This window comes from Vulcanimicrobium alpinum (assembly GCF_027923555.1).
GTDB classification, from domain to species: Bacteria; Vulcanimicrobiota; Vulcanimicrobiia; order Vulcanimicrobiales; family Vulcanimicrobiaceae; genus Vulcanimicrobium; species Vulcanimicrobium alpinum.
Window position 1 is genome coordinate 534,039 of record NZ_AP025523.1, and the last position, 21,061, is coordinate 555,099.

Annotated in this window: 23 protein-coding genes and 1 pseudogene; 12 read left to right on the plus strand and 12 right to left on the minus strand. The window is 67.9% G+C overall.

Annotation, left to right across the window (positions count from 1 at the left end; translation table 11 throughout):
• Positions 1-22: 22 nt before the first annotated feature.
• The 3 genes from WPS_RS02595 to WPS_RS02605 are packed head-to-tail and all read left to right on the plus strand — an operon-like array spanning position 23 to position 3,548.
• Positions 23-1,528, plus strand: a complete 1,506-nt coding sequence (locus WPS_RS02595; protein ID WP_317996304.1) for a DUF1800 domain-containing protein — start codon at positions 23-25, stop codon at positions 1,526-1,528.
• Between the two features lie 15 nt (positions 1,529-1,543).
• Positions 1,544-2,764 (plus strand): DUF1501 domain-containing protein, encoded by a 1,221-nt coding sequence (locus WPS_RS02600; RefSeq protein ID WP_317996305.1) that lies wholly within the window; start codon positions 1,544-1,546, stop codon positions 2,762-2,764.
• Positions 2,765-2,798: 34 nt separating this feature from the next.
• The gene (locus WPS_RS02605) at positions 2,799-3,548 is read left to right on the plus strand and encodes an SDR family NAD(P)-dependent oxidoreductase (protein WP_317996306.1); all 750 of its coding nucleotides are present in this window, start codon (positions 2,799-2,801) and stop codon (positions 3,546-3,548) included.
• Between the two features lie 107 nt (positions 3,549-3,655).
• Here the strand turns inward: WPS_RS02605 and WPS_RS02610 are convergent, their stop codons facing one another.
• Both WPS_RS02610 and WPS_RS02615 read right to left on the minus strand, forming a co-directional pair.
• A complete protein-coding gene (locus WPS_RS02610) occupies positions 3,656-4,219 on the minus strand; it encodes a YceI family protein (protein WP_317996307.1) in 564 nt (187 codons plus the stop codon).
• Positions 4,220-4,227: 8 nt separating this feature from the next.
• Entirely contained in the window at positions 4,228-5,196 is a 969-nt protein-coding gene (locus tag WPS_RS02615) for a hypothetical protein (RefSeq protein ID WP_317996308.1), read from the minus strand.
• Between the two features lie 253 nt (positions 5,197-5,449).
• On the opposite strand from WPS_RS02615, the gene WPS_RS02620 reads away from it, so the two are divergent.
• On the plus strand, positions 5,450-6,226 hold the full coding sequence (locus tag WPS_RS02620) for an MBL fold metallo-hydrolase (protein ID WP_317996309.1): 777 nt from the start codon (positions 5,450-5,452) through the stop codon (positions 6,224-6,226).
• Entirely contained in the window at positions 6,216-6,641 is a 426-nt protein-coding gene (locus tag WPS_RS02625) for a GNAT family N-acetyltransferase (RefSeq protein ID WP_317996310.1), read from the plus strand. Before WPS_RS02620 ends, WPS_RS02625 begins: the two co-directional genes overlap by 11 nt.
• Here the strand turns inward: WPS_RS02625 and WPS_RS02630 are convergent.
• Genes WPS_RS02630 through WPS_RS02650 form a run of 5 tightly spaced genes read right to left on the minus strand, consistent with a single transcriptional unit; the run spans position 6,601 to position 10,814 of the window.
• Positions 6,601-7,749, minus strand: coding sequence for a DUF4097 family beta strand repeat-containing protein (locus WPS_RS02630; protein ID WP_317996311.1), 1,149 nt, complete (start codon positions 7,747-7,749; stop codon positions 6,601-6,603). The two genes, WPS_RS02625 and WPS_RS02630, sit on opposite strands and share 41 nt — an antisense overlap.
• A gap of 32 nt (positions 7,750-7,781) precedes the next feature.
• Positions 7,782-9,158, minus strand: a complete 1,377-nt coding sequence (locus tag WPS_RS02635) for a sensor histidine kinase (RefSeq protein ID WP_317996312.1) — start codon at positions 9,156-9,158, stop codon at positions 7,782-7,784.
• A 50-nt stretch (positions 9,159-9,208) separates the two neighbouring features.
• Complete coding sequence (locus WPS_RS02640; RefSeq protein ID WP_317996313.1) at positions 9,209-9,895, minus strand: response regulator transcription factor; 687 nt, start codon at positions 9,893-9,895, stop codon at positions 9,209-9,211.
• A 20-nt stretch (positions 9,896-9,915) separates the two neighbouring features.
• Complete coding sequence (locus WPS_RS02645; RefSeq protein WP_317996314.1) at positions 9,916-10,266, minus strand: hypothetical protein; 351 nt, start codon at positions 10,264-10,266, stop codon at positions 9,916-9,918.
• On the minus strand, positions 10,263-10,814 hold the full coding sequence (locus WPS_RS02650; protein ID WP_317996315.1) for an RNA polymerase sigma factor: 552 nt from the start codon (positions 10,812-10,814) through the stop codon (positions 10,263-10,265). The genes WPS_RS02645 and WPS_RS02650 overlap by 4 nt, the downstream gene beginning before the upstream one ends.
• Before the next feature lie 138 nt (positions 10,815-10,952).
• On the opposite strand from WPS_RS02650, the gene WPS_RS02655 reads away from it, so the two are divergent.
• A complete protein-coding gene (locus WPS_RS02655) occupies positions 10,953-11,885 on the plus strand; it encodes a DUF4097 family beta strand repeat-containing protein (protein WP_317996316.1) in 933 nt (310 codons plus the stop codon).
• 5 nt (positions 11,886-11,890) lie between these two features.
• Entirely contained in the window at positions 11,891-12,532 is a 642-nt protein-coding gene (locus WPS_RS02660) for a hypothetical protein (RefSeq protein WP_317996317.1), read from the plus strand.
• 94 nt (positions 12,533-12,626) lie between these two features.
• Here the strand turns inward: WPS_RS02660 and WPS_RS02665 are convergent, their stop codons facing one another.
• Positions 12,627-12,767, minus strand: coding sequence for a hypothetical protein (locus WPS_RS02665; protein WP_317996318.1), 141 nt, complete (start codon positions 12,765-12,767; stop codon positions 12,627-12,629).
• A 92-nt stretch (positions 12,768-12,859) separates the two neighbouring features.
• On the opposite strand from WPS_RS02665, the gene pyrF reads away from it, so the two are divergent.
• From pyrF to WPS_RS02690, 5 genes and pseudogenes are all read left to right on the plus strand, one after another.
• Positions 12,860-13,570 (plus strand): orotidine-5'-phosphate decarboxylase, encoded by a 711-nt coding sequence (pyrF, locus tag WPS_RS02670; protein WP_317996319.1) that lies wholly within the window; start codon positions 12,860-12,862, stop codon positions 13,568-13,570.
• Complete coding sequence (gene pyrE / locus WPS_RS02675; protein ID WP_317996320.1) at positions 13,567-14,151, plus strand: orotate phosphoribosyltransferase; 585 nt, start codon at positions 13,567-13,569, stop codon at positions 14,149-14,151. Before pyrF ends, pyrE begins: the two co-directional genes overlap by 4 nt.
• A gap of 2 nt (positions 14,152-14,153) precedes the next feature.
• Complete coding sequence (gene hisC, locus WPS_RS02680) at positions 14,154-15,263, plus strand: histidinol-phosphate transaminase (RefSeq protein ID WP_317996321.1); 1,110 nt, start codon at positions 14,154-14,156, stop codon at positions 15,261-15,263.
• Positions 15,260-15,727: a GNAT family N-acetyltransferase gene (locus tag WPS_RS02685; protein ID WP_317996322.1), complete on the plus strand. Its 468-nt coding sequence runs from the start codon at positions 15,260-15,262 to the stop codon at positions 15,725-15,727. Before hisC ends, WPS_RS02685 begins: the two co-directional genes overlap by 4 nt.
• An 8-nt stretch (positions 15,728-15,735) precedes the next feature.
• Positions 15,736-16,929 (plus strand): annotated as a pseudogene (locus WPS_RS02690) (AI-2E family transporter).
• On the opposite strand, the gene argS reads toward WPS_RS02690, so the two are convergent.
• The 4 genes from argS to WPS_RS02710 all read right to left on the minus strand — a co-directional run bounded on the left by argS (position 16,880) and on the right by WPS_RS02710 (position 21,002).
• Positions 16,880-18,592 (minus strand): arginine--tRNA ligase, encoded by a 1,713-nt coding sequence (gene argS, locus WPS_RS02695; protein WP_317996323.1) that lies wholly within the window; start codon positions 18,590-18,592, stop codon positions 16,880-16,882. The pseudogene WPS_RS02690 and the gene argS overlap by 50 nt on opposite strands.
• Positions 18,573-19,034, minus strand: a complete 462-nt coding sequence (locus tag WPS_RS02700; RefSeq protein WP_317996324.1) for a 23S rRNA (pseudouridine(1915)-N(3))-methyltransferase RlmH — start codon at positions 19,032-19,034, stop codon at positions 18,573-18,575. The genes argS and WPS_RS02700 overlap by 20 nt, the downstream gene beginning before the upstream one ends.
• 165 nt (positions 19,035-19,199) lie before the next feature.
• Positions 19,200-19,940 carry an IS110 family RNA-guided transposase gene (locus WPS_RS02705; RefSeq protein ID WP_317997481.1) on the minus strand — a complete coding sequence of 247 codons (741 nt, stop codon included), beginning with the start codon at positions 19,938-19,940 and terminating at the stop codon, positions 19,200-19,202.
• Positions 19,941-19,973: 33 nt separating this feature from the next.
• Positions 19,974-21,002 (minus strand): IS481 family transposase, encoded by a 1,029-nt coding sequence (locus WPS_RS02710; protein WP_317995781.1) that lies wholly within the window; start codon positions 21,000-21,002, stop codon positions 19,974-19,976.
• Positions 21,003-21,061: the final 59 nt, after the last annotated feature.

Sequence of the window (21,061 nt, forward strand, 5' to 3'; positions counted from 1 at the left end):
GCAGGCGCGCTAGGATGGCATCGTGGCCGCCCAGACCAACGCACCCGCTTCGTATCGCCCGCCCGGCGCGCTTGACGCCGCGACGGCGCTGTTGCCGTATAACGGGCCGTGGAACCGCCGGCTGGCGGCCCACCTGCTGCGGCGCGCCGGTTTCGGCGGCTCGGCCGCCGACGTGGAACGCGTGGCCGGGATGTCGCCGCGCGCGGCGGTCGCGTCGCTGGTCCAGTTCGCCGATACCGGATCGCTGCCGGCCGCGCCCGCGCTGCAGACGCCGGCGCTCCCGCCGCGCGGCCTCTTCCGCGGTTTCATGACCGGGATGGCGGCCGACGAGCAGACCGCCGAAGCCCGCAAGGCCTTCGTGATGCAGCGCAACCGCGAGCGGCGCGCCAACCTGATCGCGATGCAGACGTGGTGGCTCGAGCGCATGATCGGCTCGCCCGCGCCGCTGCAAGAGAAGATGACGCTCTTCTGGCACGGGCACTTCACGAGTTCGCCGGAGAAGGGCACGACGGCGCAGGAACTCTTCAAGCAGAACCAGCTCTTCCGCGAGTACGCGCTCGGCAACGTGCGCGATCTGACGCTGCACGTCTCGCAGGATCCCGCGATGCTGCGCTATCTCGACAACAACGTCAACCAGCGCTCGCATCCGAACGAGAACTACGCGCGCGAGCTCATGGAGCTCTTCACGCTGGGGATCGGCAACTACACCGAGCAGGACATTCGCGAGTCGGCGCGCGCCTTCACCGGCTGGACGTTCCGCCGCGAGCCCGACGGCACCGGCTCGTTCGAGTTCAACCGCAACCAGCACGACGACGGAACGAAGACGTTCCTGGGGCGCACCGGCAATTTCGACGGCGCCGACATCGTGCGGATCATCTTCGAGCAGCCGGCCTCGGCGCGCTGGTTCGCGACGAAGCTGCTCGCCTTCTTCGTCTACATGGAACCCGAACCGCAGCTCGTCGATCAGGTCGCCGCGCTGCTGCGCACGCACAACTTCGAGATGCGACCGGTGATGGCGACGCTCTTGGCGAGCAACGTGTTCTTCAGCGATCGCGCCTATCGCGCGCTGGTGAAGAGTCCGGTGGAGTATGTGGTGGGCACGCACCAGCTCTTCGGCGTTCCCAATGTCGTGCCGGTCGAGCTCGCCGCGCTGCGTGCGATGGGACAGATGCTGTTCTATCCGCCCAACGTCAAGGGCTGGGACGGCGGCGCGGCGTGGCTGAGCAGCGCGACGCTGCTCACGCGCGAGAACTTCGCCAACGGCGTCGCGCAGAATCCGAAGATGATGGATCTGGCGACGTGGCTCGGGCCGACGCTGCGAACGATGGATCCCAAACAGATCGCGTACGCGCTGACGCAGACGCTGCTGCAGGGCGACGTCTCACCGGCGGCGAGCGCGCAGCTCGTGTCGTATCTGGGCGGTGTGGGTCAAGCCGCGCTGGCCGAACTCTCCGGCGAAAACGTCGACGAACGCGTCCGCGGCGCCGCCTACCTCACCATGGCGATGCCCGCCTACCAGCTCGCGTGACAGGATGATGACTCGATGAAACGTTCCACCTTCTTGCTCGGTGCGATCTCCGGACTCTCAGTGGTCGGGACGTTCGACAACGTGTTCGCACAGGCGCTCGCGCAGTCGCCGCTTCCGGGACTGCCGGCCGCCGCCGACCGCGTGCTGCTCGTCATCAATTTCCAAGGCGGCAACGACGGGCTTAACACCGTCGTCCCGTTCGGGATGCCGGAGTACTACCGCTATCGCCCCTCGATCGGCATCCCGCAATCGGACGTGCTGCGGATCGACGACACCGTCGGCCTCAACCCGTCCCTCGCACCGTTCAAGAAGATGTACGACGGCGGGAAGGTCGCGATCGTGCAGGGCGTCGGCTATCCCGACCCTGATCACTCGCATTTCCGCTCGACCGAGATCTGGCAGACCGCCGCGCCGAAAGCGTATGAATCGACCGGGTGGCTGGGCCGCTACCTCGACGACGCGGGGCTGCCGCCGGACAACCTCTTCAACGCCGTCGCGCTCAACAATATCCTCCCCGAAGTGCTGATCGCAAAGAAGACCGACGTGCCGGCGATCGACGCGCTGCGCGGCTACGGTCTGCGCAGCGACCGCCGCACCGCCGACCGCGAAGCGTTCCACGAATTCGTCCGCGACCGCTCCGTCCCGTTCCGCTCGCCGTTCCTCGCGCAGGTCGCGCAGATCGAAGATCACGCCCAGCGCGGCGCCGAGGAACTCCCCAAACTCGTCGCCGGCTACAAGACCGAGGCGAACTATCCCGCGACGCCGCTGGGGCGCAGCCTCGCGCTGGCCGCGCAGATCGTCGGCTCGAAACTCGGCACGCGCGTGCTGTACATCCAGCACGGCTCGTTCGACACGCACGTGACCCAGAAGGCGACGCAGGACCGCCTGCTCGCCGATTTCGCCAACGCGATCACGGCGTTTTATGACGACCTCGCCGCGCACGGCAACGACGGGCGCGTGCTGACGATGACGTTCAGCGAGTTCGGCCGCCGCGTCGCCGAGAACGCGAGCCGCGGGACCGATCACGGCGAAGCGGCGCCGGTGTTCCTGATCGGCGGTGGCGTCAAGGGCGGCTTGTACGGACAGCACCCCGATCTGTCCCGTCTCTCGATGGGGAATCTCGCGTACTCGACGGATTTCCGTTCCGTCTACGCGACCGTCCTCGAACGCTGGCTGGGACGGCCGTCGGTCGCGATCGTCGGCGGCAGTTTCGCGACGCTCCCCGCGCTCGCATAGCAAGAGGCGCTTCGCCGAGAACGAAGCGCCGGGGATGCAAGAGGGGCACGTCGCCGTCGTCACGGGCGCGAGCAGCGGGATCGGCCGGGCGGCCGCGCTCGCGTTCGCGCGAAAGGGCGCGCGCGTCGTCGCGGGCGACGTGAACGACGAGGGCGGCCGCGAGACGGTCGCGCTGGTCGAGCGCGGCGGCGGCGAAGCGGAATTCGTTCATACCGACGTCGCCGAGCAGGCGCAGGTCGACGCGCTGGTCGCGCGCGCGGTGGAACGCTTCGGCGCGATCCACGCGATGTTCAACAACGCCGGGATCGGCGCGTGGGCGCCCCTGCTCGAGCACACGGCGGAGCAGTTCGACCGCGTCGTGCGGGTGAACCAGCACGGCGTCTTTTACGGGATCGTCGCGGCGGGGCGCGCGATGCGCGACCTCGGGGTCCACGGAACGATCGTCAACACCGCGTCGGTGTACGGGTTCCTCGCATCGCACGGCGTGATCGGGTATCACGCGTCGAAGGGCGCGGTGAAGATGATGACGCAGGCCGCGGCCCTCGAACTCGCGCCGTTCGGGATCCGCGTCGTCGGCATCGCACCCGGTACGGTCGACACGCCGATCATCCAGGGCTATCGCGACCGCGGGCTCGAGCCGGTGCTCGAGCGCGCGCAGATGCGCCGCAAGATCCTCACCCCCGAGGGGATCGCGAACGTCGTCGTCTGGCTGTGCGAAGACGAAGCCGACGTCGTCAACGGCAGCACCGTGATGTGCGACGACGGGCTGGCCTCGTTCAAGTAGCCCCCCGTCACGTTGCTTGTCGATGCGCCGCCGTCATCGCGCACAAGGGCGGCCGCATGACCGTCGCGATTGCGACTGCCTTCGACAAGCTCAGCGTGACGGAACGCTCAGCGTGACTGGGTTTCGACGTCGAGGGTCAATTCGACGTCGGTGCCGATAAGGCCGTCGATCGGCGTGGTGCGCATCCCGAACCCATGGCGATCGAGTTTGCCGACCGCGTGATACGACGGACGCGCGCTCGAGCCGCCCGGCGTCACCGTGAGCGCGACGGGCTGCGTCACGCCGTGTACGGTCAGAATGCCGTCGACCACGAACGTCCCGCCGCTGCTCCCGCCGCGCACGGCCGTGCTGGCGAACGTCCACACCGGAAACTTCGCCGTGTCGAACCAGTCGGGCCCCTGTAGATCCTCGTCGCGGTCGGCGTTACCGCTGTCGACGCGGCGCGGATCGAGCGTCGCGGTGATCCGCGCGGGCAGTGCGCCGGAACCGGCCAGGGCGATCGTCCCCGCCACGATCGGCACCGTACCGCTCACGTGCGCGAGATAGAGATGCGTCACCGTGAAGCGCGCGCGCGAGTGCGCCGCGTCGATCGCAAGCGCCGTCGCGCCTTGCGCTCCGGCAGCGCTCTGCACGAGCGCAACGCACGCGATCAGTGCGGCAGCGCGCAGCACGCAGCGCATCAGTACGCCACCAGGTACTGCGTGTTGAGCGTGTGCTTCGTCCACGGGACGTGCTGAACCACGTCTTCCACGGTGAGCCGCGAGTTGCGCGTCATCCGATACCCGAGCGTGCCGACGAAATCGCGCGCGATGCCGTTCACCGGATCGTTCGTCCCTTCGTAGCGCGCGACCGCGAAGACGCGCCGGTTCAATTCGTACCGCAGCTGTGTAAAACCGCCGCTCGACGAGCCCGGCGTTCCGCCACCGTCGATGCTGCCGTCATGCCCGGTCTGGAGCACCGTCTCGCTCGTCCAGCGCGCGTCGCCCGCCACGATCCCGAACCCTTGGCGCCAGAAGCGGTTGGTGCCGAGCCCGTCGGGACGCCGGCCGTCGTATCGGTACAGCGAAAGCGTGAGCGGCCCGAACGTCTGTGCAGCCGACGCCATCGTATCCGCGCCGACCGTCGCGAGCCCACTCTGCTTGTCGTGGCCCTGCAGCACCGCAGCCTGCACCTGCAGCCCCGCGTCGTTGCGTCCCGCACGCAGCAGCACGCCGCTCTTGGGATCGAAGAAGTTGAACGGATTGCTCCCGACGACTTGATCGAAGACGGCATAATGCTGCGACGTCTCGCGAAACGTCTCCGGTTCGACCGGGACCGGGAGCGTGAATGCGCCGGCCTGCAGATACACGGGTACCCGGGCGCCCTCACCGCTCAGCCGCTGCGCGATCCACGCGTCGCGAGTTGCCCCGGGGCGTCCGCCGTCGACGAGATACTGCTCGACGAAGTAATTCGTGCGGCTCGATGGGGTCCCGGCCAAAAACACTTCCACCTCATCGACGGTCGCCTTCGGCAGCCCCGAGGGATCCGGCTCGCTGGTATAGGCCAGATTGATCTTGGTCGCCAGCGGAAAGACGCGGTTCCGGGTCGCTCCCGGAAGCTGGTACCCGTGCTCGAGGAACGCCTCGCCGAAGTCGTTCAGCCGGGGCACGACGGTGTGACATTTTTGGCACGCCAGCCCATATTCGTGCGCAAAATACGGTATCGCCGAGGCCGGGGAAGCCGCTGCTATAGGCAAAACCGATAGTGTCGCGCAAACCCGCATGGTTATCGCATTCCATCGCATGAGGTTTTCCAACTTAGGAAATCCTAATATAGGTCCTGCCTATAGCGCGAGATTTGCCGAAAAAAGTGCGGTCCGGGGGCGTCGAGGTCGGCGCGGCGGATGGTGCGAACGGCCGCTCGTGGTCTCCCTCCGATTCCTCGGCACCGGCGGCGCGCGGTGGGTCGTTGCCAAGCAGATCCGGTCCTCGGCCGGCTTCTGGCTGCGCACCGGCACGACGAACGTCCACGTCGATCCGGGGCCGGGCGCGCTGGTCCGGGCGCTCGCCCTCGTCCCGCCGTGCGACCCCGCGACGCTCGACGCGATCGTGCTCTCGCACAAGCATCTGGATCACGCCGGCGACGTCAACGCGATGATCGAGGCGATGTGCCAGGGCGGCTGGCGGCCGCGCGGCGCGCTGTGCGCTCCGCGCGACGCCCTCGACCGCGATGAGGAGCCCGTGGTGTTCCCGTACGCGCGGCGTTTCGTGCCGGCCGAGTTCGTCGTCGCCGAGCACAGCGGGCCGTTTGCGATCGGCGACGTCGAACTGCGCGCGTCGATGCGGTTGAAGCATCCGGTCGAAGCGTACGGGCTGCACTTTCGCACGCCGGAGGCGAGGGTGTCGTATCTTCCGTGCACGCGCTACTTCGACGCGATCGCCGACGACTTTCGCGCGCACGCGCCCGACGTGCTCGTGCTCAACGTTCTGCGGTATCGCGACACGATGGACGTCGATCACCTCACCTTCGACGACGCGCGCACGCTCATCGACGCGATTCGACCCGGCGCCGCGATCATGTCGCACTTCGGGACACGCATGCTCGAACGCGATCCCAAGCGGCTCGCGTACGAGATCGAAGACGCGACCGGGGTGAAGACGTTCGCCGCGTACGACGGCTGGACGTACGATGCCGCTTGAGATCGAACGGGCCAAACCCGGCGCAGCCGATGCGTTTTGGCGCGAACACGATCGCGACTGGCGGTCGGAGTTATGGAACTTTCGCGTCGTGTGGCACGAGCAGTCGCACGATCTGATGGCACGCGACGGCGACGCGATCGCAGGGTCGCTGCGCCTGCGCATCGCGGCGTCGCTGGCGCACGTCGACGCGCTGTACGTCGTCGCCGATCGGCGGCGCGCCGGGATCGGAGGGCTCCTGCTCGCGCACGCCGAGGAGATCGCGAACTACTACAACTGCCACAAAATGACGGTCGAGGTCTTTCACGACCGCCCCGCGCAGCGCTTTTTCGCTGCTTGCGGCTACAATGTCGACGCGGTGCTTCCGCAGCACACGTTCAAACTCGACGTTGCCGTCCTGCGAAAATTCCTGCTCTAGCGCGGATCGCGGCCGCGGCCGGATGCGGCTCCGAGGCGTGCGGCGCAGACGGACGCGGTGCGGCGGCCGGGCCGCGGCGGTGCGCGTTGAGGATTTGGTGGATCGGCCGCCAATCGGCCGTCGCGGGAATCCGTCGTGTCGCGAGCGTGCCGTCGTAGAGAAAGACGTTGCCGTGGGTGCTGATCGCGTTCACCAGCGGCCCGCCGTTGCCGCCGACGTTCGCCGTCGCGCTGCCGTCGGGGTTCTGCTCCACCGGCGTGCGGCGGTCGAATTGCGTGAACACGTGACCGTCCTGCGAGCGCGCGGCGAGCTGCGCCGAGGACGTCACGCCGAGTCCGATGCTGCCGCTTTGCGACTCGAAGCGCGCCAACCCCGGATCGAACGACCCGCCGTCGTAGACCACCGACCCGGTGATCGTGGTGACTTCAATCTGTTTGCTGCGGCAGTGCTCGAAGACGATATGCGCGGCGTTGGAACGCAGGCGCACGCGATCGAACGTGTCGTCCGACGCGTAGACCGCGCCGTAATTCATCTGCACGAATGCCGTCGTCGCGACTCCGCTCACGTGAACGCGTCCGGCGCCCTGCACCAAGAACAGGTTGGCGCCGCGGTAGCCGTCGATCTCCGTCTGCCCTTGCCCGACGCGCGTCTGCAGGATCCCCGTCGTCGCGGGGACGGTGACGGTGACGTGTGAGCCTTCCTCGGCGGTCACGCGGACCCAATCGTGAGGGCCCGGGCGAAACGACGCGTAGGGAAAGTCCTCGGGCGGCATGATCCCGGTACCGGTGACCTGCCCGTTCTCGCGGATAGGATACTGCATCGGCGGGATCGCTGCCGCGAGCGGAACCTTGTCGGTGCCGAAGACGACGGCCCGGCGCTCGACTGCCGGCGTCATGTCCGACGACTCGATCTGCACCGTGGAGCGGTCCCAGGTGCGCACGGTGAGTTCGTTGCCCTTCCCCGCGACTTGGATGATGACGACCGCCTGGTCGGCGACGTCGAGCGACGTCTCCGCCGACGCGGGCCCGCCCGGCGCGGCGAACGCCGCGACCAGCGCCGCGAGCCCCGCAGCGATCCACCGCGGGGCTCGAAACCGGAGGAAATCCACGCGGTCAGTGTATCCCGGGGGCGTGACGGGGGTCATTGGGCGGGGGTGAAGGATTCCGGCTCGGCAGGCAAGCTGACGGAGAAGACGGAGCCGCCCTCGGGGCGCCGGGACGCCGAGACGGTTCCGCCGTGGACGCGCGCGATGCTGCGCACGATCGCGAGTCCGAGTCCCGTCCCCTCGATGTTCCGCGCGTGCGCCGGATCGCCGCGGAAGAAGCGGTCGAACAGCCGGTCGGCCGCTGCGTCGTCGATCCCGGGTCCGGTGTCGGCGACTTCGACGATCGCGTGGCCGTCGTCACGGCGCACGGCAACCGCGACCTCTCCCGACTCGGTGAACTTGATCGCGTTGTCGACCAGGTTGGTGATCAGCTGGCGCAGCAGCCCGGCGTCGCCGACGACGACGGTCTGCGCGGCGACGGGATGACGGGCCTCGAGCCGGAGCCCTTTGACGTGCGCCGGCTCTCGCGCGTGCAGGACCACGTCGTCGACGATGCGCTCAACAACGAGCGGTTCCTTGGGAATCGCGTCGCCGGACTCGGCTTTCGCCAGCGTCAGCATCCCGGAAACCATCGCTGCGAGCCGGCCGCTCTCGTCGGCGATCGCCTCGAGCGACGTGCGCAGGACCTGCGGATCGCGGTCGCCCCAGCGCTGCAGCATCTGCGCGTTGGCGTTGATGACGGTGAGCGGCGTGCGCAGTTCGTGCGACGCGTCGCTGATGAACTGCCGTTCGCGCGCGAAGGCGGACTGCAGGCGGTCGAGCATCGCGTCGAACGCCGCCGCGAGCCGTCCGACTTCATCGCGCCGCTGCCAGCGCAGCCGCCGGTCGAGCCGCTCGGAGCCGATCTCGGCGACCGCGGCGGTGAGCCGTTCGATCGGATCGGTCGCCGACTGCGCGACGAAGTACGAGGCGCCGGCGATCATGATCATCGCCGCGATCGTGACGGCGAGCAGAATCGCGCGCGCCCGTCCGGTGAGCTCGTCGACGATGTCGAGCCGCTCGCCGACGTGCGCGACCGCCAAGGCCCGGCCTTCCGCGTCGGTGAGGACGCGGTCGAGGACGAGCATCGTCGTCGGACGCACACCGCCGACGCGCATCATCGTGTACTGCCTGTCGCCGCCCGGCGTCACCGGCGCAAACGCGACGCCGCCCAAATTCGAACTCTTCCCGAGGATCTGGCCCTGCGCGGTGTCGATTTGAATGTACTCGTTCGCCGACGCCCAGCGGTCGAGCGTCGCGCGATCGGAGAGGCGGATCAGCACCGGTGCCGCGTCCTCGCTGAAACCGAAACTCGACGCCTCGCGCGCAACCAGCGCGATCTGATCGGCCGTCTGCGCGATCTGCGCTTTCGCCTGATCGACGAGCAGGGAGCGCAATGCGAAGTCGATCGCGACCGCGCCGAGCGCGATCACGACCACGATGAGCGCGGCATAGAGCGCCGCGATGCGCGTGCGTAAGCTGGTCAGTCTTTGAGCGCGTATCCGACGCCGCGCACCGTCTGTATGAGCTTGTCGTCGTAGGGGTCGTCGATCTTGCCGCGCAGGTAACGGATGTAGACGTCGATCAGGTTGGAGTCGCCGAGGAAATCGCTCCCCCACACGCCGTTGAAGAGCTCGTCGCGCGAGTGCACTTTGTTGCGGTGCAGCAGCAGGTATTCGAGCAGCGCGTACTCTTTGGCGGTGAGGTGGATGGCGGCGCCGCCGCGCGTCACCTCGTGGCGGTCGCGGTCCATCGTGAGGTCCTTCGCGCGCAGCACGCTGTCGTGCGGTTCGCGCTCGCGCAGGCGGGCCCGGATCCGCGCCAGGAGTTCCTCGATCGAAAACGGCTTGACGACGTAGTCGTCGGCGCCTTTGTCGAGCCCCGCCACGCGATCGGGGATGCGGTCTTTCGCGGTCAGCATGATGATTGGGACGCGCGATTTCGCGCGCACGCGCGCGCAGACTTCGAGCCCGTCGAGCTTCGGCAGCATCAGATCAAGCACCACGAGATCGGGCTCCTTGAGCGCCTTTTCCAAACCGGAAAGTCCGTCGGCTGCGGTCTCCACATCGAAGCCCTCGTGTTCGAGCTCGAGCTTGAGGACGCGCAGGATCTGCGCGTCGTCCTCGACGAGCAGCACCTTGTACTTGCGATTCTCGCTGACTCCGTTCATCGATACTCCCGTTCCGTGGGTCAGGGCTGGATGCGGCGTCGCGGCGCTGTCGTGAACACGCTCAGCCACCACGCCGCCGATATGCCGGTGCCCAGCCACAAAAGGGTCTGCACCGAGTTGAGGCCGCCGGCGTTGACGACGTCGGTGACCAGGTCGGCAAGCCGGGTGCTCGCGCTCGGCGCGCTCACGACCGCCCAGCTCAGCCAGACGGCGACCGCGGCCAAGGTCGCGATCAGCCAGACTTCCCACATCGCGACCATCGGGCGCGGGCGGTAGATCGTCGCCGTCAGGATGCGGGCGTGCAGGGTCGGCGACGGCTCCTCCAGGGGGAGCGACGCGAGTGCGCGGTCGAGTGCGTCGTCGTCCATCATTCGCTCAGTGCCTTCCGAAGTTGTTCTTTAGCACGAAAGAGGTGCGTTTTCACCGTTCCCAGCGGAAGGTCTAACACGGATGCAATCTCTTCGTACTGCTTCCCTTGCAAGTGGTAGAGGGTAATCACCGTACGGTATTTCTCGGGCAGGGCATCGATTGCGGCGCGCAGCCGGGCGGCCTCGTCGCTGCGTTCTGCGAGGAGTTCGGGGCCGGCCGACGGGTCGGCGCGGTCGGGGAGCTCTTCGCCGGAGAACCGTTTGCGTTTGGCGAGCCGGTCGCAGCACGACCGGTAGCAGATGGTGAAGATCCAGGTCGAGAACTTCGCGCCGGGCCGGAACGTGTTGAGCGCGCGATAGGCCTTGAAGAACGCTTCCTGGACCGCATCCTCGGCCTCGGTCCGGTCCCGCAGCGTCCGCAGCGCGAGGTTGAACACCGCCCGCTCGTAGCGGGTCACTAACTCCACGAACGCCTCGCCGCGTCCGGCGAGGGTTGCGGCGATCAGCGCCTGGTCGTCCTCGACCGGCGCCGCTACGGGCGGAGGTTCCACCGCGAGAGCCGCTCCCATGCTGATGTCCCCATATACGGGCGAGCGGCAGCGCGGTTTCGCGCGTCGACGGAAATCATCGCCGGCACCCCTCAACAGCGCCGGAGCGAAACACCGGCGCGGCCCAGCCGTACATGGGGCATGATTTCCCGCTCGACCCTCATCGGTGCCTTGGTCGTCGTCGAGCTCGCCATCGTCGGAGCTGCGGCCAGCGCGCTCACCGGCGGATCGGTGTTCCCGGTGATGCCCGGCCTCGCGCACCTGCATGCGAAGAACGCCGGCGCGATCGGGGCGAACGCGCTCGACCGCACCTTCACCACCGGCTATGCGCCTGCGGTGAAGGTCGACGTCGGCGGCGTCAAGGTGATCGTCGAGACGGCGAACGCGCCGACGGTCCGGGTGATCGAGCGGTTCACGTCGCACGGCTGGCTCTCCGGCAATGCCGCGCCGGTCGTCGCGGAGCAGACGCCGGAGGGAATCCGCGTGAGCACGCACGGCGACGACGGCGTGCACCTGGTGTTCGGGGAATTCGCGCACGACGTGCGCCTGATCGTTCCGCCGAACGCGCGCGTCGAGGTTCGTTCGTCGGATGCGATCGACGCGAGCGGGCTGCGGTCGAAGTTCGTCGGCCGCACCTCCGAAGGACGCGTCCAGGTGCGCGATCATCGCGGCGATCTCGACGTGAGCAGCGACGACGGCCGCATCTATCTCACCGACGTCGAGGGGAACACGATCGCCGCAAACACGCACTCCGGCCGGCTCTATTTCGATCGCGTCGCCGCTGCGAAGCTCGATGCGCGCACCGAGTTCGGCAAAGTGTTCGCGTCGGAGGTGCGGGTCGGCGACGGGGCGCTCAGCACGCACGACGGCGACGTGTTCGTCGGCTTCGCGAGCGACAGCGACGCGACGGCCGTCGCGCATCCCAGCGAGGACAACACCGTCAGCGTGCGCGACTTCCCGTCGAGTACCGACGGAACGAACGGACGCGCCGTCCGCCTCGGCGGAGGCCGGGGCCGCTTCGCCGTCTCGACCGACGACGGTTCCATTGCCATCTCTCAGGGGGCACACGTCTAACCATCATGCACGACAACGCAGTCGCCGCGCTCGCCATCTTCTGCATCTTCGGATTGCCGGTCGCGGCGTGGATCGTCGTTCGCGCCATGCGCTTCGTCGAGCGGATGGAGATGATCAAGCGCGGGATCGTCCCGCCGCCGGACGGCGCGTTCGGGCGCGGCCGGGCCTACCGCGAGTGGGCGCGTCAGCAGCAGCAGCAAGGGCCGTGGGCCGGCGCGCCCTGGCAGCAGCCCGGCGTGACGCCGCCGCCCGTACCGCCGCCGGTCGCCGCGAGCTACGGCGACGACGACGCGCAGACGCAGCTCTACAAAGGGATCCGGCTCGCGCTGATCGGCTTCGCGATCCTGATCGGGCTCTCGTTCATCGGCGGCACGCCGCTGACGGCCGAGTTCCACGGCGGCCCGTGGCTGCTGGGCGGACTGATCCCGATGTTCGTCGGCGTTGCGCAAATCATCATCGCGCTGCTCTCGGGCGCGCAGTTGCCCAACGTGCAGAGCCGTCCGACGTTCGTCCCGCCGCCGAGCGCCGGACCGCCGCCGCCCGGCTCGCCTCCGCCGGGGCCCACGACGGTCTCAGGACCGTGGGAACAGCCGGGCCGCCGGTTCGAAGAACTCTCGAAACCCATCCAGCCTCCCGACGTGCGATAAACCTCGGGTGAGAAAAAGAGACGGGACGAGTCGCCTGAGCGGCTCGTCCCTTTCTTCGTTCCGTTTGGTCTGCGTGTCGTTCGCGCGCGCAGCGCTAGTGACAGATCACCAGGGCCATTGCCCACCCATGGGCGGTGCGGGTGCGAACCAGATAGCCGTCGGAGGTGCGGTCGTAGACGGTGTAGCCCGCTCGGAGCGCGTCGGCTAGCGTCTTGAAGACCTGAATCCCAGGCATCCCGGTTTCTCCTTACTCGGCACCCTCAAGGGCACCGTACTGACTCGACAACGAAAAATGCAGGCGTCTTGTTCTCGCGAAGGACGGCTTTCATGCCGCCTTCACAGTTGGTTGTCGCTCTGGACGTCCCTGACCCGGCGCGTGCCGTCTCCTTGGTCGAACGCTTGGCCCCGATCGGTGTCATCTTCAAGATCGGCTACGAAGCGTTCTACACCTATGGTGAGGCCGTCAAGAGTGCGTTACGAGAGCACGAAGTCGGATACGCGCTGGACTTGAAGCTCCATGACATTCCCCGAACGGTCGAGGCTGCGGTCCGGGCGGTAGTCGAACCCGGGGTGCGTCTGGTCACGATCCACGCCCTCGGCGGCGCGGCGATGATGGAAGCCGCGGTGCGCTCGGCGGGAGAGCGCGCGGCGGAACTCCGCATTCCGATCCCGGAAGTGTACGCGGTCACGCTGCTGACCAGCCTCGGCAACGAAGATCTGGGCGAGCTCGGGCTCGCGGGCGGACCGGGCGAAAACGCGATCCGGCTCGCGGCGCTGGCGCGCGATGCGCGCTGCGCCGGCGTCGTGTGCAGCGTGCGCGAAGCCGCCGATCTCAAAGCGTTCTTCGGCACCGAGTTCGGGACGTTCTGTCCCGGCATCCGGCCCGCCGGGAGCGCGCACGGCGATCAGAAGCGCGCCGCAACGCCGCGCGAGGCGCGCGAAGCCGGCGTCGATTACGCCGTCGTCGGGCGGCCGATCGTCGGCGACGCCGATCCGGTCGGCGCGGCGCGCGCGATAATTGCGGAGCTGAACGCGTGACCGCAGCGACGGCCGCCGAGCTGGAACGCGAACTCACCGCGCGCGGCGCGCTGCTGGAAGGGCACTTCCGGCTCTCGTCGGGACGCCATTCGAACCGCTTCGTGCAGAAGTTCCGCATCCTCGAAGATCCGCGTCTTATGGAACGCGTCGCCGCGTCGCTGGCGGTTCCGGCGCGCGCCTTGGCGCCGACGATCGTCGTCAGCGCCGCCGTCGGCGGGATCGTTCTGGGCTACGAGACGGCGCGCCAATTGGGAACCTTCGGAATCTTCGTCGAGAAAGAGAACGGTGCGCCGGCGCTGCGGCGCGGCTTCGCGCTGGGCCCCGGCGACCGTGCGTTCGTTGTGGAAGACGTCGTGACGACCGGCGGTTCGGTTCGCGAGGTCCTCGACGTCGTCCGCGCGCACGGCGCCGAGATCGCGGGCGTCGGGATCATCGTGCGCCGCGCGCCCGCCGACTTCCGCGTGCCGACCGTCGCGCTGCTCGACTTGCCGATCGAGTCGCACGATCCCGAGGTCTGCCCGCAGTGCGCCGTCGGCGAACCGGTCACGGAACCGGGTTCACGCTATCTCGGTTCGAAGTAACGATGCCGGTGCCGATCGACTACGCCGCGCTGGTGCGGCCGCAGGTTGCAAAACTCAAGCCCTACACGCCCGGCACGACGGTGTCGCAGGCGAAGGCGAAGTACGGGCTCGAGCATTTCGTGAAGCTCTCGTCCAACGAGAACCCGCTGGGGACGTCGCCGCGAGCGCTCGCCGCGCTGCAGTCGCTCGGCGAACTGCAGATCTACGTCGACGACGACCATCACGAGCTCCGCGAACGGCTCGCGGCGCCGCACGGCCTGCAAGCCGCCAACGTGCTGGTCGGGCACGGTTCGAACGACGTCGTGCGCACGCTCTTCACGGCGCTGCTCGTCCCCGGCGACGAAGTCGTCGTCGCGGACCCCACGTTCTCGCTCTTTCCGAAGGACGCGATGCTCTTCGACGCGACCGCGGTGAAGGTGCCGCTGCGTGACGGCGTTCACGATCTCGACGCGATGCTCGCGGCCGTGACGCCGAAGACGAAGCTCGTCGTCGTCGTCGATCCCAACAATCCGACCGCAACCGCGGTCGACCGCGGCGCGTTCGAGCGCTTCGCGCGCGCGCTTCCCGAGCGCGTCGTGCTGATGATCGATCAGGCGTACCGCGAGTACATGCCGGCCGGGTCGGTCGAAGGCGCCGCGTACGCGGCGTCGCGCCCCGCGACGATCGTGCTGCGCACGATGTCGAAGATCTACGGGTTTGCCTCGTTGCGCTTCGGCTACGCGCTCGGCGACGCGGCGCTGCTCGCGTACGTCGAACGCGTGCGGGTCCCGTTCGGCGTCTCGCGCCCCGCCGCGGTCGCCGCGCTCGCCGCGCTCGACGACGACGACTTCCTGCGGCGCTCGGTCGCCAACAACGAGGCCGGGAAAGCGCTGCTGTACCCGGCGTTCGAGCGGCTCGGTCTGCATGCGTATACGACCGCGGCGAACTTCGTCGCGCTCGAGGTCCGCGGCACCGCGACCGAAGCGTACGAAACGCTGCTCGCGCGCGGGATCGTTACCCGCAGCGGCGACGCGCTCGGGATGCCGGGACGGCTGCGCATCACGATCGGGACGCCGGAAGAGAACGCGCTCCTGCTCGACGCGCTGCGGTCGCTGGCGCCGGCGGCGGCATGAACGCGGCGGTCGCGGTGCGCCCGGGCGTCGCTGCAGACCGTGAGTTCGTGCGCGACCTCGGCCGCCGCAGCGCGGCCAGCAGCGTCTCGGCGGTGCGCGGCGCGCGTCACGCCGACGTCTTGCTCGCCTTCGACCGTCTCCTCCAGTTCGCATTCGAGCGCAAGCACGTCGCGCTCGTCGCCGACGCCGACGGCGAGCGCGCCGGCTTCCTGCTGCTGCTCTTCGACATCCCCGACGAGGTGACGCTGACGCAGCAGGCGTTCGTGGCGTACACTGCCGTCGAGCCGCATGCCCGCGGACGCGGGATCGCGCGTGCGCTCCTCGACGAGGCCGAACGGCGCGCGCGCAGCGCGGGGCTCAAATATCTCACGCTGATGGTCACCGAAGACAACGCCGCGGCCCGCCGGCTGTACGACGGCGCGGGCTTCGTTACGGAGCGGCGCATGCTGACCAAACCGCTGTGAACGCGACGGTGCTGCGGCGGACGCTCGTCACCGTCATCACGATCGCCGTCGTCACGATCGCCGTCGTCACCGCCGCGCTGCTGTTCGCGGCCCGCATCCCCAAGACGGTCGCGCTGTTTCTGATCGCGGCGTTCATCGCGTTCGGAGCGCACCCGCTGGTGAAGCAGCTCGAACGCTGGATGCCGCGTCCAGCGGTGATCGCGGTCGTCTACCTCGGCCTCATCGGCCTCGTCCTCTTCGCCCTCGTCGTCGTCCCGGTGACGTACGAGCAGATCGTCGCGCTCGTCGGCAATACGCCGCAGTACGTCGCGGTGATGCACGATCTGTTCGGCCACGCCGAACGCGCGCTGCACGCCGTCCTCGGCGACCGCGTCCCGCTCCCGACGTTCAACCAGATGGAAAACGAAGCCGCGTCGCGGATCTCGGCGTTCGCGAGCGGCGCGATCGCGGAGGTCGGATCGATCGTCGTCGGTGCGGTGAGCGCGGTCATCGTCGGCACGTCGGCGCTCATCCTCTCGGTGTTCTTCCTGCTGCAAGGGCGCGAGGTGCGCGAAGGCATCCTCGGCTTCGTGCCGCCGGGCCGCCGTGTCAAGGTGGGTGCGCTGCTGCACGAGCTCGCCGAGGTGTTCGGCCACTTCGTCGCCGGGCAGGCGCTGCTGTGCGCGATCGTCGGCGCGGCGGTGTGAGTGCTGCTCGCGCCCGCGCACTTCACCTTCGCGCTGCTGGTCGCGGTGATCTGCGCGCTCGGCTACGCGGTCCCGTTCGTCGGGATGGTCGTTGCGCAGGTGATCGCGGCGGTGCTCGCCGCCCCGCAAGGGACCGGGATGGTGGTGTGGGTGACGATCGCGATCTTCGTGATCGCGCGCGTCGCCGACAACGTGCTCGTGCCGCGCATCATGTCGCAGTCGCTCGGCGTCTCGCCGATCACCGTGATGTTCGCGGTGTTCGCCGGCGGCGAGCTCTTCGGCTTGCCGGGGCTGATCCTCGGCATCCCGGCGGCGGCGCTGCTGCGGGTGCTCTTCGGCTACTTCGTTCAACCCTACGTCGTGCAGATGCAGACCCGCGCCGAGAATATCGGCGCGGCCAACGTGCACGTCGACGTCGCGATCGACGATCCCGCAGCGGATGCGGGCGAGAGCGTCGTCGTCGCCGTCAGCCGTCCGTTCGAGCCGGCTCCCGCCGCATCGACTCCGGAGCGCTGACGCCGCACAGCGCCAGCGTCTGCGCGAGGACCGTCTTCGTCGCGATGCACAGCGCCAGACGCGCGGTCGTGGCGCCCGCGTCGTCGGTCAGCACGCGGCAGGCGTCGTAGAATGCGTGGAACTCCGCCGCGACGTCGCGCGCGTACTTGGTGAGGCGGTGCGGGGCGCGGGCACGCGCCACGCCGGAGACGACTCCTGGAAAATCGGCGAGCCGGCGCGCGAGCGCGAGTTCGGCCGGGTCGCGCAACGCCTGCAGGCCGCGGCCGTCGCGGGCGGCGGCGAGCGCGTCGGGGTGCGAGTGCTCGGCGTTGCGCAGCACCGACGCGATCCGCGCGTGGCCGTACTGGACGTAGTAGACGGGATTGTCGTTGGACTGCTTCTTCGCGAGTTCGAGATCGAACGTCAACGGCTGATCGGTCGAGAGCATGACGAAGAAGAAGCGCGCCGCATCGACGCCGACCTCGTCGATCACTTCTTCCAGCGTGACGACCGTCCCGGCGCGCTTCGACATCGAGAGGATCTCGTCGCCGCGCTTGAGGGTGATCTGCTGGACGAGGATGACCTCGAACGCGCCCGGGCGGCCGTACGCGTTCGCGAGCGCATCGAGCCGCTTGATGTAGCCGTGATGGTCGGGTCCGAGGAAGTCGACGACGTGATCGGCGCGCTGCAGCTTCTCGTAGTGGTAGGCGATGTCGTTGGCGAGATACGTCGGGCGGCCGTCGCGGCGCACGACGACGCGGTCTTCGTCGTCGCCCGCGTCGGTGGAGCGCAGCCACAGCGCGCCGTCTTTTTCGTAGATCGCACCGAGATCGCGCAGCCGCGCGATCCCCGCCTCGATCTTGCCGGCGTCGTGCAGCTCCTGCTCCGACTGCCACAGATCGTAGCGGACGCCGAAACGCGCCGCGATCGCCTGCTGCTCGGCGACGATCGTGTCGCGCGCGAACTTCGCGATCGGTCCGGCCGCCTCGCGCTCGTCGACGGTGCGCCAGCGCTCGCCGTCGCGCGCGCGCAGCGCTTCGGCAACCGGGAGGAGGTAGTCGCCGGGATAACCGTCGTCGGGGAAGGGGAACGCCGGCTCCCACAACTGACGATAGCGCGCGTAAACTGAGCGGCCCAGCGCCTCGAGCTGCGAGCCGGCGTCGTTGATGATCCACTCGACGAAGACGTCGTAGCCGGCGTGCCGCATCGCGCGCGCGAGCGTGTCGCCGATCGAGAGCGTGCGGCCCTGCACGACGACGAGCGGGCCCGTCGGGTTGGCGCTGCCGAACTCGAGCGAGATGCGCTCGCCGTTCGCGGCCCCGCGCCCGTAGCCGGTCCCCTCGTGCAGGACCTCGGCGACCGTGCGCTGCCAGAACTCGGGGACGAGGCGCAGGTTGATGAACCCCGCGAGCGGTGTCGCCTCGGCGACGGTCGCGCGCACGCCCTCGTCGGCGAGCGCCGCCGCGATGATCTCGCCGGCGATCTCCTGCGGCTTCTTGCGGGCGGCCCGCGCCAAGCCGAACGCGACGTTGGTCGCAACGTCGCCGAACTCGGGATGGCGGGGCGGTTCGAAGGCGACCTCGGGCCGGGCATCCGGCCACAGCGCGCGCGCGGCGGCGGCGAACCGGGCGGCGAGTTCGCCGAGGGAAAGCAGTGCGGCCTCCTCAGTGGTGGTAGGGTTCATCGCGCGCGATCTTCGCCGCGCGGTACAGTTGCTCCAGCACGAGCACGCGCGCCCACTCGTGCAGCAGCGTCAGCGGCGAGAGCGACCAGCGCACGTCGGCGCGCGCCAGCAGCGCTTCCGACGCGCCGTAGGTCCCGGCGACGACGAGCGTGAGCCGCGCGATCCCGCGGTGCGGCAACGCCTCGATCCGCCGCGCGAGCTCCTCACTCGAGAACGCCTCGCCGCCGCGCTCGAGCAGCCACACGTAGTCCGAAGGTTCGAGCAGCTTGAGGATCGCGTCGCCCTCCGCGCGCATCGCACGCTCGGGCTCCGCGCCGTCCGCGGCCCGAACCTCGATCTCCTCGAGTCGATGATAGGGCCGCAGCCGCGCGCGAAAATCCGCCGCCGCCGCGGCGAGGTACCGCTCGCGCATCTTTCCGACCGCGATCAGCCGCACGTGCATCGCGCATCATTCGCCGCGCGACGCGCAGAAGGCTACGCCGAAGCGTGCGTCGCGTCGTCAACCCACCCCGTCACCCTGAGCTTGTCGAAGGGCAGCTCCGATCGAGCCTTCTCCCGGCCGAGATCTCAGGCGGCGCTTCGACAAGCTCAGATTCCGTGTCCGCCGTCAAGCCGATACGGGTTGATAGGGCCGCTGATTCTTGAGTAGCGAGTAAGCCAGGCGCACGAGCTTGTGCATCACCGCCACGATGATTTGCTTGCCGCTCTTACCGCGCGCTTCGAGGCGATCGGCGAGCTCCTTGAAGGCCGGGACTTTGCGCTTTGCCGTCAGGGCAGCCATGTAGAGTGCCCGCCGGAGCTTCGCGTTGCCTGTCTTGCAAATGCGCGGCTTGCCCTTCACCGAGGTCCCGGACTGCCGCTCTGCCGGCGTAAGGCCGGCATACGCCGCTGCGGCTTTGGCACTATGGAGCCGATGCACCGGCAACTCCGCAAGCACGTTTGCCGCTGTCAAGGACGCGACGCCTGGTATGGTCTGAAGAAGCTGCGCGTTCCGGCTTAGCGTGACATCCGAGCAAAGAACACCTTGGATCTGCGACTCGATCTGCTTGACCATCTCCGCGATACCGACCAGATGCGTTTCGTTCATTTTGAGCAGCGTTGCTCCGACGGCGACGGATTGCACGATCTGCGTAAGGGCAATACGCTGCGCGATGAGCTGGTCGCGATACGCCAGCAAACCGCGCAGGGACAGGATTTCGTCGCTATCAGGCTCCCAGAGCGCGGGGCGCTCGGAGGCGCAGAATTGGGCCAGCATTCGAGCGTCGACCGCATCGGTCTTGGTCCGCAGCAAACGGCTCTTCGCAAAATATGCTGTACTAGCTACTATGTGATCTGACAGTCGTACGATCTTGCGGTAGTGTCAGATAGGTTGGGTTTCAGTCTAAGCGATCTGTTTCTCTTTCGCAAGGGAGACACTGTCGACGAATGTCTGCATCGGCGTCTTGCCGTAGCACCAGCGTCCTTGATGCGGACGCTGCGTGTTGTACTCCTCGGTCCACGCATCGAGGTCCCGCTGCAGTTGCTCGAGCGACGTGTAGATCGTCTTGCGAAACGCGATCCGATAAAACTCATCAAGCATCGTTTTGTGAAAACGCTCGACGATGCCGTTGGTCTGCGGATGGCGTGCCTTCGTTCGGGTGTGGTCGATGTCTTCGATCGCCAGGTAGAGCTCGTACGGATGTCCCTCACGCCCGCAAAACTCCGTGCCGCGGTCGGTCAGGATCCGTTGCAACGTAATCCCGTACTCTTCGTATAGCGGTAACACGCGATCGTTGAGCAGGTCGGCCGCAGTGATTGGTGTCTTGTCCAAATAGAGCTTCGCGACGCCCACCTTCGCATAGGTGTCGATGAAGGTCTGCTGGTAGATGCGGCCGACGCCCTTCATCGTCCCAACGAAGAAGGTGTCCTGCGCGCCGCAGTAGCCGGGGCACTCACTCTCGAACTCGCCGTGCGCTTCTTTCTCGAGCTTGGCACGCTCCAGCGCGACGACTTGCGCCTCAGTCAGGACGAGCCCATCTTGGGCGCTCTTTGCTTCCAGCGCTTTGAGCCGTTTCTTCATCGTCTCAAGATCGTGTCGCAGCCACACCCCGCGAAGTCCCGCCGGCGACATACGCATCCCACGCTTGGCGAGCTCGTTCGCTGCGCGCACTTGACCGTACGCAGGGAACTCGATCGCAAGATCGACAATCGCATCCTCGACTTCGGGAGCAATGCGGTTCTTGAGGTTCGGCTTTCGCTTGGTGATCTCGGCCAAGGCCAGATCGCCGCCCGTCTCGTAGAGCTCTTTGAAACGGTAGAAGCTATCACGGCTGTAACCCATCACGCGGCAGGCTTCAGTCACATTTCCGAGCTGCTTGCCGAGCTGGAGTAGGCCCACTTTCGCCTTGATGACTTTTCGGTCGCTGTTCATGGATGGCTCCTCAGGAGGATTCACCACCGGTATTCGACAACCGTCAGATCAAATCCTGA

Coding starts and splice junctions, on each gene's coding strand:
- WPS_RS02600 (WP_317996305.1), top strand. CDS start 1,544: ATGAAACGTTCCACCTTCTTGCTCGGTGCGATCTCCGGACTCTCAGTG.
- WPS_RS02605 (WP_317996306.1), top strand. CDS start 2,799: ATGCAAGAGGGGCACGTCGCCGTCGTCACGGGCGCGAGCAGCGGGATC.
- WPS_RS02625 (WP_317996310.1), top strand. CDS start 6,216: ATGCCGCTTGAGATCGAACGGGCCAAACCCGGCGCAGCCGATGCGTTT.
- WPS_RS02640 (WP_317996313.1), bottom strand. CDS start 9,895: ATGAACGGAGTCAGCGAGAATCGCAAGTACAAGGTGCTGCTCGTCGAG.
- WPS_RS02645 (WP_317996314.1), bottom strand. CDS start 10,266: ATGATGGACGACGACGCACTCGACCGCGCACTCGCGTCGCTCCCCCTG.
- WPS_RS02655 (WP_317996316.1), top strand. CDS start 10,953: ATGATTTCCCGCTCGACCCTCATCGGTGCCTTGGTCGTCGTCGAGCTC.
- WPS_RS02660 (WP_317996317.1), top strand. CDS start 11,891: ATGCACGACAACGCAGTCGCCGCGCTCGCCATCTTCTGCATCTTCGGA.
- WPS_RS02665 (WP_317996318.1), bottom strand. CDS start 12,767: ATGCCTGGGATTCAGGTCTTCAAGACGCTAGCCGACGCGCTCCGAGCG.
- pyrF (WP_317996319.1), top strand. CDS start 12,860: ATGCCGCCTTCACAGTTGGTTGTCGCTCTGGACGTCCCTGACCCGGCG.
- hisC (WP_317996321.1), top strand. CDS start 14,154: ATGCCGGTGCCGATCGACTACGCCGCGCTGGTGCGGCCGCAGGTTGCA.
- WPS_RS02685 (WP_317996322.1), top strand. CDS start 15,260: ATGAACGCGGCGGTCGCGGTGCGCCCGGGCGTCGCTGCAGACCGTGAG.
- argS (WP_317996323.1), bottom strand. CDS start 18,592: ATGAACCCTACCACCACTGAGGAGGCCGCACTGCTTTCCCTCGGCGAA.
- WPS_RS02700 (WP_317996324.1), bottom strand. CDS start 19,034: ATGCACGTGCGGCTGATCGCGGTCGGAAAGATGCGCGAGCGGTACCTC.
- WPS_RS02710 (WP_317995781.1), bottom strand. CDS start 21,002: ATGAACAGCGACCGAAAAGTCATCAAGGCGAAAGTGGGCCTACTCCAG.